The sequence below is a fragment of the Enterobacter sp. ECC-019 genome (assembly GCF_043974075.1).
In the GTDB taxonomy this organism is placed as follows: domain Bacteria; phylum Pseudomonadota; class Gammaproteobacteria; order Enterobacterales; family Enterobacteriaceae; genus Enterobacter; species Enterobacter asburiae_D.
In genome coordinates, this window is record NZ_CP143759.1 from 3016234 (window position 1) to 3029716 (window position 13483).

Genomic DNA, 13483 nt, shown 5'->3' on the forward strand with positions numbered 1-13483 from the left:
CTCTGCTGGGGTGTGATGGAAAAAATAAGGTTGTTATGCAAAATCCTTCCGCCCCTGTGGTTGAAACGCGCCAGGGCGCACTGACTGGTTTAACCGATGAAAACGTTCACCTCTGGTGCGGTATTCCCTACGCCGCACCGCCCGTGGGGGAGTGGCGCTGGCGCTCACCCCGGCCCCCTGAACGCTGGGATGGCCTGCGCGAGGCTACGGCTTTCTCTCCCTCAAGCTGGCAAAGCAGCGAGTATTGTCAGGAGTTAGGCGGCGGCGATCCGGGCCAGTTTTCCGAAGATTGTCTCTACCTTAACGTCTGGTCCCCCACAGAGCGCGCCGAGCCGCTTCCGGTTATGGTCTGGCTGCACGGAGGCGGGTTTACGATTGGTGCCGGGGGACTGCCTCCGTATAACGGCAAAGCGCTGGCTACGCGCGGCGTGGTTGTCGTAACGATCAACTACCGTCTCGGTCATCTCGGCTTTTTCGCCCATCCCGCGCTGGAAGGCGAGGAAGGGCGAGTGGTGCATAATTTTGCCCTGCTGGATCAGATCGCCGCGCTCGAATGGGTGCGGGAAAATATCGCCGGGTTTGGTGGCGATCCCGCTAATGTGACCCTGTTTGGCGAATCCGCTGGCGCGCGCAGCGTGCTCTCTCTGCTGGCCTCGCCGCTGGCGGCAGGATTGTTCCATAAGGCGATTGTCCAAAGCGGATATACCCTGCCGGACACGCCGCGCGATCAGGCGCTGCAAAAAGGGGAAGCGCTGGCCGCCCATTTCGGGCTGGAAAATGCGACCGCCGGGCAGCTGCGCGCCATTCCGCCTGAGGCGTTCTGGCCGCTCACCGCGCCGCTGAACGTCGCCCCGGCGCCCATCGCTGGAGATTGCGTTCTGCCGGAAGCCATGCTGGACGTCTTTTTCGCCGCCCGTCAGCATCCGGTGCCGGTGATGATTGGCTCCAACAGCGATGAAGCCAGCGTGATGGCGGTGTTTGGCATCGATCTCGCCGGACAAATTCAGAAGCTTCGTCGGGAGCGTCGCTTCGGGCTGGGGCTGATTAAGCTGCTCTATCCGGGCGTGAAAGGCGATGAAGAGCTGGGCAGACAGGTGTGCCGCGACATGGCGTTTACCACCATGGGCTACGTGGTGATGCAGGCCCAGCAGCGCGTGGGTGGGTTGTGCTGGCGTTACTGGTTTGACTATGTCGCAGAGGCGGAACATGGCACGTATATCAACGGCGCCTGGCACGGCAACGAAATTCCCTACGTCTTCGATACGCTCGGTCAGGTGGAGCCTTCACGTCATTATGCCAATGAGCGGGACCTGCAGTTTGCTGCTCAGGTGGCGGATTACTGGGTGAGCTTTGCGCGTGACGCGGGTCGTCGCGACAGCCTGCCCGGGCCGACGCACTGGCCCGCGTGTCGCAAAGGGCGGGACGTTCTGTTACGCATTGGTGTGAATAAACATGCAGCTTTCAGGCTTGAAAACCGCTTTATGCGTGCCCGCATGAGCCTATTCAAGCGGGTAATGAAGCACCACGTCAGCCTCGATTAAGCAAACAGGCGCGAAACGCCGCGAGACCATTTTCCTCGCCAGGCGTTTCGCGCATCACCAGCCGGTAGCTTGCGCCGGTTTTTATGCTTGTCTCATAGGGCCGCATCAGCCTGCCTGCGTGAACATCTTCTGCCACCAGCGTTTCGTCGGCGATGGCGACGCCCAGCCCCTGAATGGCGGCCGTAATGGCGAGATCCATCGTGTCGAAGTGTTGATTTTTGTGCATGACAAAGCCCGGGCCTTCCTGTTTCGTCAGCCACAGCGACCAGTCCGTCTTATCCCTTGTGGGGTGAAGGAAGGTTAACGATCCCAGCGCTGCGCCTGCCCGCACCGGGCTTATCACCGGGGTGAGCGCCTCCTCGAACAGCAGATCGCCTGCGCTCATGTGCGTGCCGAACACAATGGCCGCGTCGTAAGATTCGGTTTTGAAATTGACGTTGTGATCGGTGGTGGTGGTCAGCGCAATTTGCAGATCCGGATGCTCGCGCTCCACCTCCAGCAGGCGTGGCACCAGCCAGCGCATGGCGCAGGTGGGGGCCTTCAGCCGGATCACGGTGTGCTGGCTGCGGGCCTGGTCGGCCACGGACAGCAGCTGCTCGAAAGCGGACTGCAGCTCCGGAAGCAGGGCGCTGCCCTGCGGTGAGAGGCGCAGCCCGCGCGCGTGGCGTTCAAAAAGCGGAAAGCCAAACCACGCCTCAAGGGAGGCAATCTTACGGCTCACGGCCCCCTGCGTCAGACACAGTTCCGCGGCGGCATGGGTAAGATTGAGGTGACGCGCGGTGACTAAAAATGCGTCGATGGCATTCAGGGGGAGCGAACGGCGTGACATAGAAAACACCTCAGCTATGCATTTTTCTCATGGCTATTATGACAACAATTCGATTGTCCCGACAGCACAGATGTTGTTTGAATAGTTATGCAATGTCCATGAGAAGGGAAAGAGGATGACTTTACGAACGCCTGTGCAAACGCGCTCCAAACTGCCAGATGTGGGAACCACCATTTTTACCGTTATCGGCCAGCTCTCGGCGCAGCATAACGCGATTAACCTTTCTCAGGGCGCACCGAATTTTTCCTGCGACCCGAAGCTGATTGCGGGCGTCACCCGCGCCATGGAGGCGGGGCATAACCAGTATGCGGCAATGACCGGCCTGCAGCCGCTCAAGGAACGTATTGCCGATAAAATCGCCACGCTCTACGGCACGCAGTATGACCCTGCCAGCGAGGTGCTGGTGACCGCCAGCGCCAGCGAAGGGCTCTATTCGGCAATAAGCGGGCTGGTGCATCCGGGGGATGAGGTGATCTACTTTGAGCCGTCATTTGACAGCTACGCGCCGATTGTCCGTCTGCAGGGGGCAACCCCGATTGCCATCAAGCTCACCGTGCCGGATTTTGCCGTCAACTGGGATGAGGTTCGCGCCGCGATCACCCCGCGTACGCGCATGATCATCATCAATACGCCGCACAACCCGAGCGGCCAGGTCTTCTCCGCCAATGACCTGCAGCAGCTGGCGGCGCTGACGCGCAATACCGACATCATTATTTTGTCTGACGAAGTGTACGAACACGTCGTTTTTGACGATGAGCCGCACCACGGGATGGCCACGCACCCGCAGCTGGCAGAGCGCAGCGTGATTATTTCCTCTTTCGGAAAAACCTATCACGTCACCGGGTGGCGCGTGGGTTACTGTGTTGCACCGGCGGTACTGATGGACGAGATTTGTAAAGTCCATCAATTTTTAATGTTTTCTGCCGATACGCCAATGCAGCACGCGTTTGCAGAACATATGGTCGACCCGCAAACCTGGCTGTCGCTGTCGGCGTTTTACCAGCGCAAGCGCGATCTGCTGCACAGCCTGCTTGCCGATTCGCCGTTTACGCTGCTGCCGAGCGCCGGATCGTTCTTCATGCTGGCGGACTACAGCCAGTTCAGCGACGAGCGCGACAGCGAGCTGGTGAAGAGGCTGATCGTTGAGTACGGCGTTGCCACCATTCCGCTGTCGGCGTTTTATGCGGACGGTACGGATAATAAATTGATTCGTCTCTCTTTTGCGAAAGATGAGGCGACGTTACGGGCAGGTGCCCAGGCCCTGTGTCGGGTTAAACCACGCTGAGGAGTATTAGATGAAATTACGCGCGTTAGTAGTCGGCATGGGATTGCTGTGTACCTTTTCTTCCTTCGCGGCCACCGAGCTGCGTTACGGTCTGGAAGCGGAATATCCGCCGTTTGAGAGCCGCAATGCGGCGGGCGATCTGGAAGGATTTGACGTTGAACTGGGGAATGCCATCTGTAAAGCGGCTGCGCTGAAGTGCAGCTGGGTTGAAACCTCATTTGATGCGCTGATCCCGGGCCTGGTGGCGAAGAAATTCGACGCCATCAACTCGGCGATGAACATCACCGAGCAGCGCCGCAAGAGCATTGATTTTACCCAGCCGATTTACCGTATTCCGTCGCAGCTGGTCGGCAAGGCCGGTACGGCGGTTGAGGCAACGCCAGAAGGGCTGAAGGGTAAAACCATCGGCGTGCTGCAGGGATCCATTCAGGAAACCTATGCGAAAGAGCACTGGGAAAAACAGGGTGTCACCGTGGTGTCTTATAAAGATCAGAATATGGCCTGGGGCGATCTGCTGAATGGCCGTATCGACGCCTCGCTGGTGATGTCCGCGGCCGGGCAGGCAGGTTTCCTCAGCAAGCCGCAGGGGAAAGGGTTTGGCTTCATCGGCAAACCGGTGTCTGACGACACTATCCTCGGCAGTGGGATCGGTTTTGGGTTGCGTAAGGGTGACGAGGCTACCAAAAAGCAGCTTGATGCCGCGATTGATAAAGTACGTGCCGACGGCACGATCGCTAAACTCGCTGATAAGTACTTTCCAGGTATCGATGTCAGCGTAAAATAACCGCCTCATTAGCCCCGTCAGCTGATGTCCTGACGGGGCATTTTTATACACATTTTCCAGGCTTTCTTTACACCACTTTCAGGCCGTTCTGGTCGACAGAAAATATTTCTCACTTTGTTCAGATAATCACCGGCCAACAATTGGATTCTTAACCATTTTTGTTTAGGCTGTGCGTTCTTTCTTGCCGTCATTTCGCCGAGCGCGAAACACATTCACACGACCATAAGGACGTTTTTCCAGGCATGAATCGCAGACGTTTTCTAAAAGGCTCGCTGGCAGTGGCAGCCCTGAGCGGCACATCTGGCCTTGCTTCTCTGTTTTCCAAAGCGGCATACGCTGCCGACTCTGACATTGCTGACGGCCAGAGCCGTCGTTTTGACTTCTCCGTACTGCAATCCATGGCGCATGACCTGGCGAAAACCCCGTGGGGTGGCGCGCCGCGCCCGCTGCCGGACACGCTGGCAACCATGACGCCGCAGGCGTACAACGCCATCCGCTACGATGAAAAACAGTCACTGTGGAACAACATTGAAGGGCGTCAGCTGGACGTGCAGTTCTTCCATATGGGAATGGGGTTCCGTCGCCGCGTGCGGATGTTCTCGCTGGACCAGTCTACCTCTATGGCGCGCGAGATCCACTTCCGTCCGGAGCTGTTCAGCTACGGCGAAACGGGTGTGGATACCAGGCAGCTGGAAGGACAAAGCGATCTCGGCTTTGCGGGCTTCCGCGCCTTTAAGGCCCCTGAACTGGCGCGTCGCGATATCGTCTCTTTCCTGGGCGCGAGCTATTTCCGCGCGGTGGACGACACCTATCAGTACGGCCTGTCTGCCCGCGGTCTGGCGGTTGATACCTTTACCGACACGCCGGAAGAGTTCCCGGACTTTACCTCCTTCTGGTTTGAAACCGTCAAACCCGGCGACACGACCTTTACCGTCTATACGCTGCTCGACAGCCCTAGCGTCACCGGTGCCTATAAATTCGTGATCCACTGCGAGAAGAGCCAGGTGATCATGGAGGTGGAAAACCATCTCTATGCGCGTAAGGACATCAAGCAGCTCGGCATCGCGCCGATGACCAGCATGTTCAGCTGCGGCAATAACGAACGCCGCATGTGTGACACCATTCACCCGCAAATTCATGACTCAGACCGCCTGGAAATGTGGCGCGGCAACGGGGAGTGGATCTGTCGTCCGCTGAACAACCCGCAGAAGCTGCAGTTCAACGCCTATATGGACAAAAACCCGAAAGGGTTCGGCCTGCTGCAGCTCGATCGCGATTTCTCGCACTATCAGGACGTGATGGGCTGGTATAACAAACGCCCGAGCCTGTGGGTTGAACCGCGTAACGACTGGGGGAAAGGCGCGGTTGGCCTGATGGAGATCCCGACCACCGGTGAAACGCTGGATAACGTGGTCTGCTTCTGGCAGCCGGAAAAACCGGTGAAGGCGGGCGACGAGCTGGACTTTAAATATCGTCTGTACTGGAGCGCCATGCCGCCGGCGCGTTCTCCGCTGGCCAACGTCTTCGCTACCCGTACCGGTATGGGCGGGTTCCCGGAAGGCTGGGCACCGGGCGAAAATTACCCGAAAGTGTGGGCCCGTCGCTTCGCCATCGACTTCGTCGGCGGCGACCTGAAGGCCGCTGCGCCAAAAGGCATTGAGCCGGTGATCACGCTCTCCAGCGGTGAAGCGAAGCAGATTGAGATTCTCTACGTCGAGCCGTTTGACGGTTATCGCATTCTGTTTGACTGGTATCCAACCTCGGATTCGACGGAGCCGGTGGATATGCGCCTGTTCCTGCGCTGCCAGGGCGATGCCATCAGCGAAACCTGGCTGTATCAGTATTTCCCGCCAGCGCCGGATAAACGTCATTACGTTGATGACAGGGTAATGCGTTAACCCTTGTGGGATTGTGCCGGGTGGCGCTAGCGCTTACCCGGCCTACAAATGCATCCAGAGTAAGCCGCCACCCGGCAATGACGAGGCACTATATGTCTTCAGAAATCATCCCCGTTACCCAGGATATCGAGCTTCGCGCCGTCGAAGAGCGCTACACCACCGACCTGCACAACCTCGTCGTCAAAAACAAAACCTTTCTGCAAACTGCTTTTGACTGGGCGCAGCATGTGGGCAGCGAAGAGGATACCCGCCGTAACGTGCAGAGTAACCAGATGCTGCATCAGCGCGGCTACGCCAAAATGTTTCTGATCTTCAAGGATGATGCGCTGGTTGGCGTGCTGTCGTTCAACACGATTGAACCGACCAACAAGGCCGGGTACATCGGCTACTGGCTGGATGAAAACCACCTGGGGCAGGGCATTCTCTCCCGGTCACTGCAGGCGTTTATGCGCTACTACGTCGAACGCGGTGAGATCCGACGTTTTGTGATCAAATGTCGGGTGGCGAATCAGCACAGCAACAACGTTGCCGTGCGCAACGGTTTTACGCTGGAAGGGTGCCTGCGGGAAGCGGAGTACCTGAATGGTCGCTTTGACGATGTGAATATCTACGGGAAGATCGCTACCCTATAACGCCCCCAGCAGCGGAGTGCGGGTGATGCGCTGGTCGCCGTTAATCACCTTTTCGCCGCGCAGGTGAATGCTCTCACCGGCAAACGCTTCAATGACTGCGTCATCGGTGATTTCAACCCGGTGCTCGATGAGCACATCGCCGCTTATCCGCGCGCGCCCCTGGATCACCACTTTGTCATCCAGCATGATCGGCCCGCCGCGCAGCCAGGCCTGACCGCCGATCAGGACGTGGTGCTTGATGACGCAGTTTCCTTCCACCACGGCATTCTCCGCAATCTGAGAGCTGTAGCGCACCGTCGGAATAGCATCGTCGTCATAACCGGCAATCACGCGGGCGTTGCCATAGACCTTTGCGCAGTCGCACACCCAGACGTTGTTCAGGTCGTTACCTTCGAGGATGGCGTTATCGAATATCTCGGCGCGGTGCTCAACAAAGGCAAAGTTGACCATCGCCTCGCCGTAGATTTGCGCCTGGTGCACAATGCGCGACTGGCTGACCGTCGCCTTATCGTAAATTTGCAGGATCTGCTCATGGTCCGGCGTCAGCCCCCTGGCAGCAATCACCACGCTGTGATGCAGTACGCGAGCCTCGCCGTAAATATGGCACTCGCCGCGCACGCAGGACTGTTGAATAGTGACGTTGTCACTTATGCGCGCCCCGTGGCTGACCTCCGCGCCGTCCAGCCAGCAGCTGTCGCCGATACGGGCATCATGGCTGACGACGCACGGCAGGGTAAGACGCGCGTTGCCGGACACAACGGCACCGGCGAACACCACGCTGTTTTCGTCGTAGATCCAACAGTCGCCGTCCTGCGCGAGGGCGCGCTCGTCATCAATCCAGCCGCCTTTGGTACCGGCCGTCACATCGCTAAAATCCGCCGTGGCGACGATCTGCCGCAGCGTCACAGAGTGGGCTGTCTCGCCGTTTTTCCATTGCCAGAGGCGTGTCTCGTCGCTAAGGCGATATTTGTTCATCTTTCTGTCTCTGATAAGCGTCTTAACTAAACGTAGCAAATTTTTCGGTTTTCGAACGGTTGGCAACCAGACGGTAAACGCCTTAAAATGGCATTCAGGATGCACTTTAAACGTATGCAGGATCAGGAAAAAATAATGACCGTCGATGAGAATTACTTCACAGAGAAATATGGCTTAACCCGCACCCATTCAGAGGTGCTGTTCAGTGCGCAAAAGATTAAACCGGGTAAAACGCTGGATCTGGGCTGCGGCAATGGCCGTAACAGCCTCTTTCTGGCGGCCAACGGTTACGAGGTGACCGCGTGGGATAAGAACCCAATGAGCATCGATAATATCGAGCGCATCAAGGCGGAAGAAGGGATCGATAACCTCCAGACGGCAGTTAAAGATCTCAACAGCCTGAGTTTTGACGGCGAGTACGATTTCATTCTCTACACCGTGGTGCTGATGTTCCTGGAATCAAAAACCATCCCCGGACTTATCGCTAACATGCAGCGCTGTACGACGCCGGGTGGCTACAACCTGATCGTTGCCGCCATGGACACGGCGGATTATCCGTGCACCGTCGGCTTCCCGTTTGCGTTTAAAACCGGTGAACTGAGCAACTACTATGAAGGCTGGGAGTTGCTCAAATACAACGAAGACGTTGGCGAACTGCACCGCACCGATGAAAACGGCAACCGCATCAAGCTGCGCTTTGCCACGATGCTGGCGCGCAAGCCCGCTTAACGGGCGGCCAGCAGGCAGATCTGCAGCGCAGTGTTGTAAGACGCCTCGAATGACGACAGCGGCAGGAATTCAAACTTCGAGTGGAAGTTATGCGCGCCGGTGAAGAAGTTCGGCGTGAGCAGCCCTTTTGCCGAGAGCGCCGCGCCGTCGGTCCCGCCGCGCATGGGCGTTGGTTTCGGCGTGATGCCGAGCGATTCCATCGCCTCAAACATCAGATCGATAGCGCGTCGGTCTTCGCCAATCGCATTGCTGATATTGCTGTAGGTATCTTCAATGCGATAGTCGACCGTGGCCGTGGGATGTTGGGCGGCAATCAGCGCGGCAACGTCGGCAATCTGCTGCTTGCGGGCGGCAAAGCTGTCCTTGTCAAAGTCCCGGATATTGGCTTTAAGAATGGCCTCGTTCTGGCCGGCCTGAATGCCGTTAAACCAGATATAGCCTTCACGTCCCTCGGTGCACTCTGGCGTTTGCTGGCGGTCAAAATGGTTGATGTAGTCAGTCGCCATCAGCAGGGGGTTCACCAGCACGCCTTTGGCGGACATCGGGTGCGCCGTCACGCCGGTAAAGCGGATCTCAGCGGCTGCCGCATTAAAGTTCTCGTAGACAATTTCCCCCAGCTCGCAGCAGTCGATGGTCCAGGCAAAGTCGACGTCGAAGCGCTTAAGATCCAGCGCTTTTGCTCCGTTCAGGCCGATCTCTTCATCAGGCACAAACGCCACGACGATATCCCCATGCTGATGCTCTGCCGTCAGGTTTTCCAGCACCGTCATGACGACCGTGACCGCCGATTTATTATCCGCGCCCAATACGCTGGTTCCGTCGCTGAAAATAATCTCCTCATTCGGATAAGCCAGAATTTCAGGATGCTCTTTAACCCGCAGCCAGATGTCTTTTTCTTTATTCAGACAGAGATCTTCACCGGTAAAGGTTAATATTTGTGGATGAATATTCGGTGATAATCCTACGTCCACGGTATCAATATGGGTAATAAAGCCGATGCGCGGCGCTCCGGGCACGTTGCCTTTTTTTACCGCCGTTACCGTGGCGAATTCATCAATCACAATGTCGTCTAACCCCAGCTGTGCCAGCTCCTGCGCCAGCTCCCGCGCCATGTCGTGCTGGCCAGTCGTTGAGGGCAGGGTTTTGACTTTGGGGTCGCTCTGGCTGGTGATAGCGAGATAGCGGAAAAAACGGTGCGTTAATTGTCTGGAAAGCGGCGAGCCCATAGTGATTTGTTCCTTATTTATTTTTCAGGTGTTTGCCATCTCACTTTAATGTTATTTATGAAATGGCAAAAGAATTAATTAGCCGTCGAATTAAAAAGACAGGAATAAATGATGAAAAGCAAACTCACAACTTTAGCGCTGGCACTTGCTGCACTCACGGTCAGTTCCACCGTTGCCGCGAAAACGCTGGTGTATTGCTCCGAAGGATCGCCGGAAAACTTCAATCCTCAGTTGTACACCTCGGGAACCAGCGTGGACGCCAGCGCTGTGCCGGTCTATAACCGGCTGGTCGATTTCAAACCCGGCACCACGGAGCTGGTGCCGAGCCTTGCAGAGCGCTGGGAGGTGAGCGACGACGGCAAGGTCTACACCTTCCATCTGCGCAAAGGCGTTAAGTTCCAGAGCAACAAGTCCTTCACGCCGACCCGCGACTTTAACGCCGATGACGTCATTTTCTCGTTTATGCGGCAGAAAGACGTGAATCATCCCTACCATAACGTCTCTAACGGCAGCTACTCCAACTTTGAAAGTCTGGAGTTTGGCAGCCTGATTACCGCCATTGATAAAGTGGATGACCACACCGTGCGCTTTACCCTGGCACACCCGGAGGCGCCGTTTGTCGCCGATCTGGCATGGTATTTTGCCTCGATCCTTTCCGCTGAATATGCGGATGCGATGCTAAAAGCGGGCACGCCGGAGAAGGTGGATATGCAGCCCATCGGCACCGGGCCGTTTAAGCTGGCGCAGTATCAGAAGGATTCGCGGATCCTGTTTACGGCGTTCGCCGACTACTGGCAGGGGAAATCGAAGCTGGACCGGCTGGTGTTTAGCATCACACCCGATGCCTCCGTGCGCTTTGCCAAAATTGAGAAGAACGAATGTCAGGTGATGCCGTTCCCGAACCCGGCGGACCTGCCGCGCATGAAGGCGAACAAAGACATCAACCTGATGAGCAAAGCCGGACTGAATACTGGTTTTCTGGCTTTCAATACTCAAAAACCGCCGCTGGATAACGTAAAAGTCCGTCAGGCGCTGGCAATGGCCATCAATAAACCGGCCATTATTGACGCGGTGTTCCACGGCACTGGCACTGCGGCGAAGAACCTGTTGCCGCCGGGCGTCTGGAGCGCAGACAGCGAGCTTAAGGATTACGATTACGATCCCGAAAAGGCGAAAGCGCTGCTGAAAGAGGCCGGTTTTGCCAACGGCGTGAGCGTCGACCTGTGGGCGATGCCGGTGCAGCGTCCGTACAATCCGAACGCAAAACGCATGGCGGAGATGATTCAGGCCGACTGGGCGAAAGTCGGCGTTCAGACCAAAATCGTCACCTACGAATGGGGCGAATACCTCAAGCGCGTGAAGGGCGGCGAACATCAGGCCGCGCTGATGGGCTGGACGACCGCAACGGGCGATCCCGATAACTTCTTTGGTCCGCTGTTTACCTGTACCTCGGCAAACGGCGGCTCAAATTCGGCGAAATGGTGCTATAAGCCCTTTGATAAAATTATTGCGGAAGCAAAATCAACCACCGATCGCGATAAACGCGTGGCGCTGTATAAAGAGGCTCAGCAGATGATGCATGACCAGATGCCCGCGGTGATGATTGCGCATTCAACCATTTTCGAACCGGTGCGCAAGGAGGTGACGGGCTATGAAATCGACCCGTTTGGCAAACATCTGTTCTGGCAACTGGATATAAATGAGTAATTTTTCACTGCCCGGTGCGCCTCCGGGCAGTCTTTTCGCAATTTGTGCTCCCCGCATCATTTTTTGTCACAACAAACCCACCCGTCTTTTGCTATAACTTCAAATGCATACTTGCAGATAACATGGAAAACTATCATGCGTACTCAAACTTTTTTTAAAGTTGCAGTGCTTACTGGTTTGTTGGCGCTGGCGGGCTGTTCTTCAAAAGTCGCCGCTCCAGAACAATACTCCGGCTTTTTAAAAGATTATTCAGGCTTGCAGCAAACGACTTCTGCGACGGGAAAACCAACGCTGCGTTGGGTTGACCCTTCCTATAACGAAGCAAATTACGACAGTATTCTCTGGACGCCGATTACTTATTACCCTGCGCCAAAACCAACCACTCAAATTGGGCAAAAAACACTTGATGAGCTGTTGAATTACACCAATAACAAAATGAAAACCGCTATTGGTACCCGTAAGCCTGTTGTGACCACGCCGGGTAAACACAGCCTGATTTTCCGCGGTGCGATTACCGGGGTGAGTTCGCAGAAAGAGGGTCTGCAGTTCTATGAAGTGGTGCCAGTCGCGCTGGTGGTTGCCGGGACGCAAATGGCAACCGGGCATCGCACCATGGATACGCATCTCTTCTTTGAAGGCGAACTGATCGATGCGGCCACCAACAAACCGGTGATGAAGGTTGTTCGTAAGGGAGAAGGTAAAGAGCTGAGCAACGAAAGTACGCCAATGACCTTTGCGACGCTGAAGCAGGTTGTTGATGATATGGCGACGGATGCCACCATGTTTGATGTGAAAAAAACCGCGAAATAAAAAAAACGGCCTGCGACATGCAGGCCTTTTTATTTACGCCGTGCGTAAGCGCCTGAACCAGGTTTCTGGTTTGGTAAACATCACCATATTTCCCCCCAGAATCAGCACTAATCCCACGATACCGTTAATATGCCAGACGTAGCCTTCATACACCGTTGAGATGGACAACGCCACCAGTGGGAAGAGCAACGTACTGTAGGCCGCTTTGCCCGGACCAATGCGTCCCACCAGCGTGAAGTAGGCGCCAAAGGCAATGACTGAACCAAACAGCGCCAGATAGAGCAGCGCGCCAATGTAGCTGATGGTCCACTCTGGCGCGAAGCTGTCGCCTCTGAACAGGGCAATGCAGCCCATCACCAGCGTGCCGTATAACATCGCCCAGGCGTTGGTGGTCATGGTTTCAAGGCCTCTGCGCTGATGACGCATGCTGATCATATTGCCCAGCGAGAAGCCGTAGGTGCCGAGTGCGGAAAGACCAATCCCGGTCAGGAGCGACGCGCTCCAGCCGCTGGCCAGCAGATCGTCCCAGAAGAGGGTGACGATCCCGATTAGGCCCAATGCCGCCGCCGTCCAGAAACGGGCGGGCGGGCGCTGTCCGAAGAAAATAAAGCTGTTAATGGCGTTATAGAGCACGGCCATGGAGAAGATCACCGATTCCAGCCCGGTGTTGATGTGCGAGGCTGCGGCGTAAAAACACCAGAAGTTAAAGCAGAAAACGCAGCATCCCTGGAGCATGCAATAAAGGTGATCCCGCAGCGCCAGCTTGCGCAGGCGGCGCAGGGCGACTAACACCACCATCATCGTGAGGCTGGCGACGGCGAAACGCCAGAAAATAGAGACGGGTGCGGCTACGGGACCCTGCTGCAGGAAAATCGCAATCCAGGTGGTTCCCCAGATGACCACCACCAGTCCGTATAATAATGCGTTCATACTTTTTCTCTTCTCAAACCACGGAAGCCCGCAGTATGGCGCTGAGATCCGCAACGGGCTTTCACCGGCTTGCGGGTGACTTGCAAAATCTTGCGCTTTTTTCTTTCCCGGGGGCTGGCAACGGGAGACAACTCTTC

The 13483-nt window shown here is 56.3% G+C and carries 12 protein-coding genes; 8 read left to right on the forward strand and 4 right to left on the reverse strand.

Annotated elements, in window-relative coordinates:
• The first annotated feature begins 35 nt into the window (after positions 1-35).
• Positions 36-1541, forward strand: a complete 1506-nt coding sequence (locus tag V1566_RS14375; protein WP_395303732.1) for a carboxylesterase/lipase family protein — start codon at positions 36-38, stop codon at positions 1539-1541.
• On the opposite strand, the gene V1566_RS14380 is transcribed toward V1566_RS14375, so the two are convergent.
• Positions 1528-2370, reverse strand: coding sequence for a LysR family transcriptional regulator (locus V1566_RS14380; protein WP_395303733.1), 843 nt, complete (start codon positions 2368-2370; stop codon positions 1528-1530). The two genes, V1566_RS14375 and V1566_RS14380, sit on opposite strands and share 14 nt — an antisense overlap.
• Positions 2371-2485: 115 nt before the next feature.
• On the opposite strand from V1566_RS14380, the gene V1566_RS14385 reads away from it, so the two are divergent.
• The 4 genes from V1566_RS14385 (at position 2486) to rimL (ending at position 6969) form a co-directional block, all read left to right on the forward strand.
• Positions 2486-3655, forward strand: a complete 1170-nt coding sequence (locus V1566_RS14385) for a pyridoxal phosphate-dependent aminotransferase (RefSeq protein WP_213330521.1) — start codon at positions 2486-2488, stop codon at positions 3653-3655.
• 10 nt (positions 3656-3665) lie between these two features.
• Positions 3666-4439: a transporter substrate-binding domain-containing protein gene (locus V1566_RS14390; RefSeq protein ID WP_395303734.1), complete on the forward strand. Its 774-nt coding sequence runs from the start codon at positions 3666-3668 to the stop codon at positions 4437-4439.
• A gap of 242 nt (positions 4440-4681) precedes the next feature.
• A complete protein-coding gene (locus V1566_RS14395) occupies positions 4682-6337 on the forward strand; it encodes a glucan biosynthesis protein D (RefSeq protein WP_395303735.1) in 1656 nt (551 codons plus the stop codon).
• Between the two features lie 92 nt (positions 6338-6429).
• Positions 6430-6969, forward strand: coding sequence for a 50S ribosomal protein L7/L12-serine acetyltransferase (gene rimL / locus V1566_RS14400; protein WP_395303736.1), 540 nt, complete (start codon positions 6430-6432; stop codon positions 6967-6969).
• Here the strand turns inward: rimL and ydcK are convergent.
• Complete coding sequence (ydcK, locus tag V1566_RS14405; protein ID WP_395303737.1) at positions 6964-7944, reverse strand: YdcK family protein; 981 nt, start codon at positions 7942-7944, stop codon at positions 6964-6966. The two genes, rimL and ydcK, sit on opposite strands and share 6 nt — an antisense overlap.
• Positions 7945-8079: 135 nt before the next feature.
• On the opposite strand from ydcK, the gene tehB reads away from it, so the two are divergent.
• Positions 8080-8673 carry a tellurite resistance methyltransferase TehB gene (tehB, locus tag V1566_RS14410; RefSeq protein ID WP_395303738.1) on the forward strand — a complete coding sequence of 198 codons (594 nt, stop codon included), beginning with the start codon at positions 8080-8082 and terminating at the stop codon, positions 8671-8673.
• Here tehB and pepT read toward each other — a convergent pair.
• Positions 8670-9899, reverse strand: a complete 1230-nt coding sequence (gene pepT / locus V1566_RS14415) for a peptidase T (RefSeq protein ID WP_395303739.1) — start codon at positions 9897-9899, stop codon at positions 8670-8672. The genes tehB and pepT overlap by 4 nt on opposite strands.
• 111 nt (positions 9900-10010) lie before the next feature.
• Between pepT and V1566_RS14420 the strand changes: the two genes are divergently transcribed.
• A complete protein-coding gene (locus V1566_RS14420) occupies positions 10011-11606 on the forward strand; it encodes an ABC transporter substrate-binding protein (protein ID WP_395305993.1) in 1596 nt (531 codons plus the stop codon).
• A 135-nt stretch (positions 11607-11741) separates the two neighbouring features.
• Positions 11742-12416, forward strand: a complete 675-nt coding sequence (locus tag V1566_RS14425) for a DUF3313 domain-containing protein (RefSeq protein WP_395303740.1) — start codon at positions 11742-11744, stop codon at positions 12414-12416.
• Positions 12417-12449: 33 nt separating this feature from the next.
• On the opposite strand, the gene V1566_RS14430 is transcribed toward V1566_RS14425, so the two are convergent.
• Positions 12450-13346, reverse strand: coding sequence for a DMT family transporter (locus V1566_RS14430; protein ID WP_395303741.1), 897 nt, complete (start codon positions 13344-13346; stop codon positions 12450-12452).
• Between the last annotated feature and the right edge of the window lie 137 nt (positions 13347-13483).

Coding starts and splice junctions, on each gene's coding strand:
- V1566_RS14375 (WP_395303732.1), top strand. CDS start 36: ATGCAAAATCCTTCCGCCCCTGTGGTTGAAACGCGCCAGGGCGCACTG.
- V1566_RS14380 (WP_395303733.1), bottom strand. CDS start 2,370: ATGTCACGCCGTTCGCTCCCCCTGAATGCCATCGACGCATTTTTAGTC.
- V1566_RS14385 (WP_213330521.1), top strand. CDS start 2,486: ATGACTTTACGAACGCCTGTGCAAACGCGCTCCAAACTGCCAGATGTG.
- V1566_RS14390 (WP_395303734.1), top strand. CDS start 3,666: ATGAAATTACGCGCGTTAGTAGTCGGCATGGGATTGCTGTGTACCTTT.
- V1566_RS14395 (WP_395303735.1), top strand. CDS start 4,682: ATGAATCGCAGACGTTTTCTAAAAGGCTCGCTGGCAGTGGCAGCCCTG.
- rimL (WP_395303736.1), top strand. CDS start 6,430: ATGTCTTCAGAAATCATCCCCGTTACCCAGGATATCGAGCTTCGCGCC.
- ydcK (WP_395303737.1), bottom strand. CDS start 7,944: ATGAACAAATATCGCCTTAGCGACGAGACACGCCTCTGGCAATGGAAA.
- tehB (WP_395303738.1), top strand. CDS start 8,080: ATGACCGTCGATGAGAATTACTTCACAGAGAAATATGGCTTAACCCGC.
- pepT (WP_395303739.1), bottom strand. CDS start 9,899: ATGGGCTCGCCGCTTTCCAGACAATTAACGCACCGTTTTTTCCGCTAT.
- V1566_RS14420 (WP_395305993.1), top strand. CDS start 10,011: ATGAAAAGCAAACTCACAACTTTAGCGCTGGCACTTGCTGCACTCACG.
- V1566_RS14425 (WP_395303740.1), top strand. CDS start 11,742: ATGCGTACTCAAACTTTTTTTAAAGTTGCAGTGCTTACTGGTTTGTTG.
- V1566_RS14430 (WP_395303741.1), bottom strand. CDS start 13,346: ATGAACGCATTATTATACGGACTGGTGGTGGTCATCTGGGGAACCACC.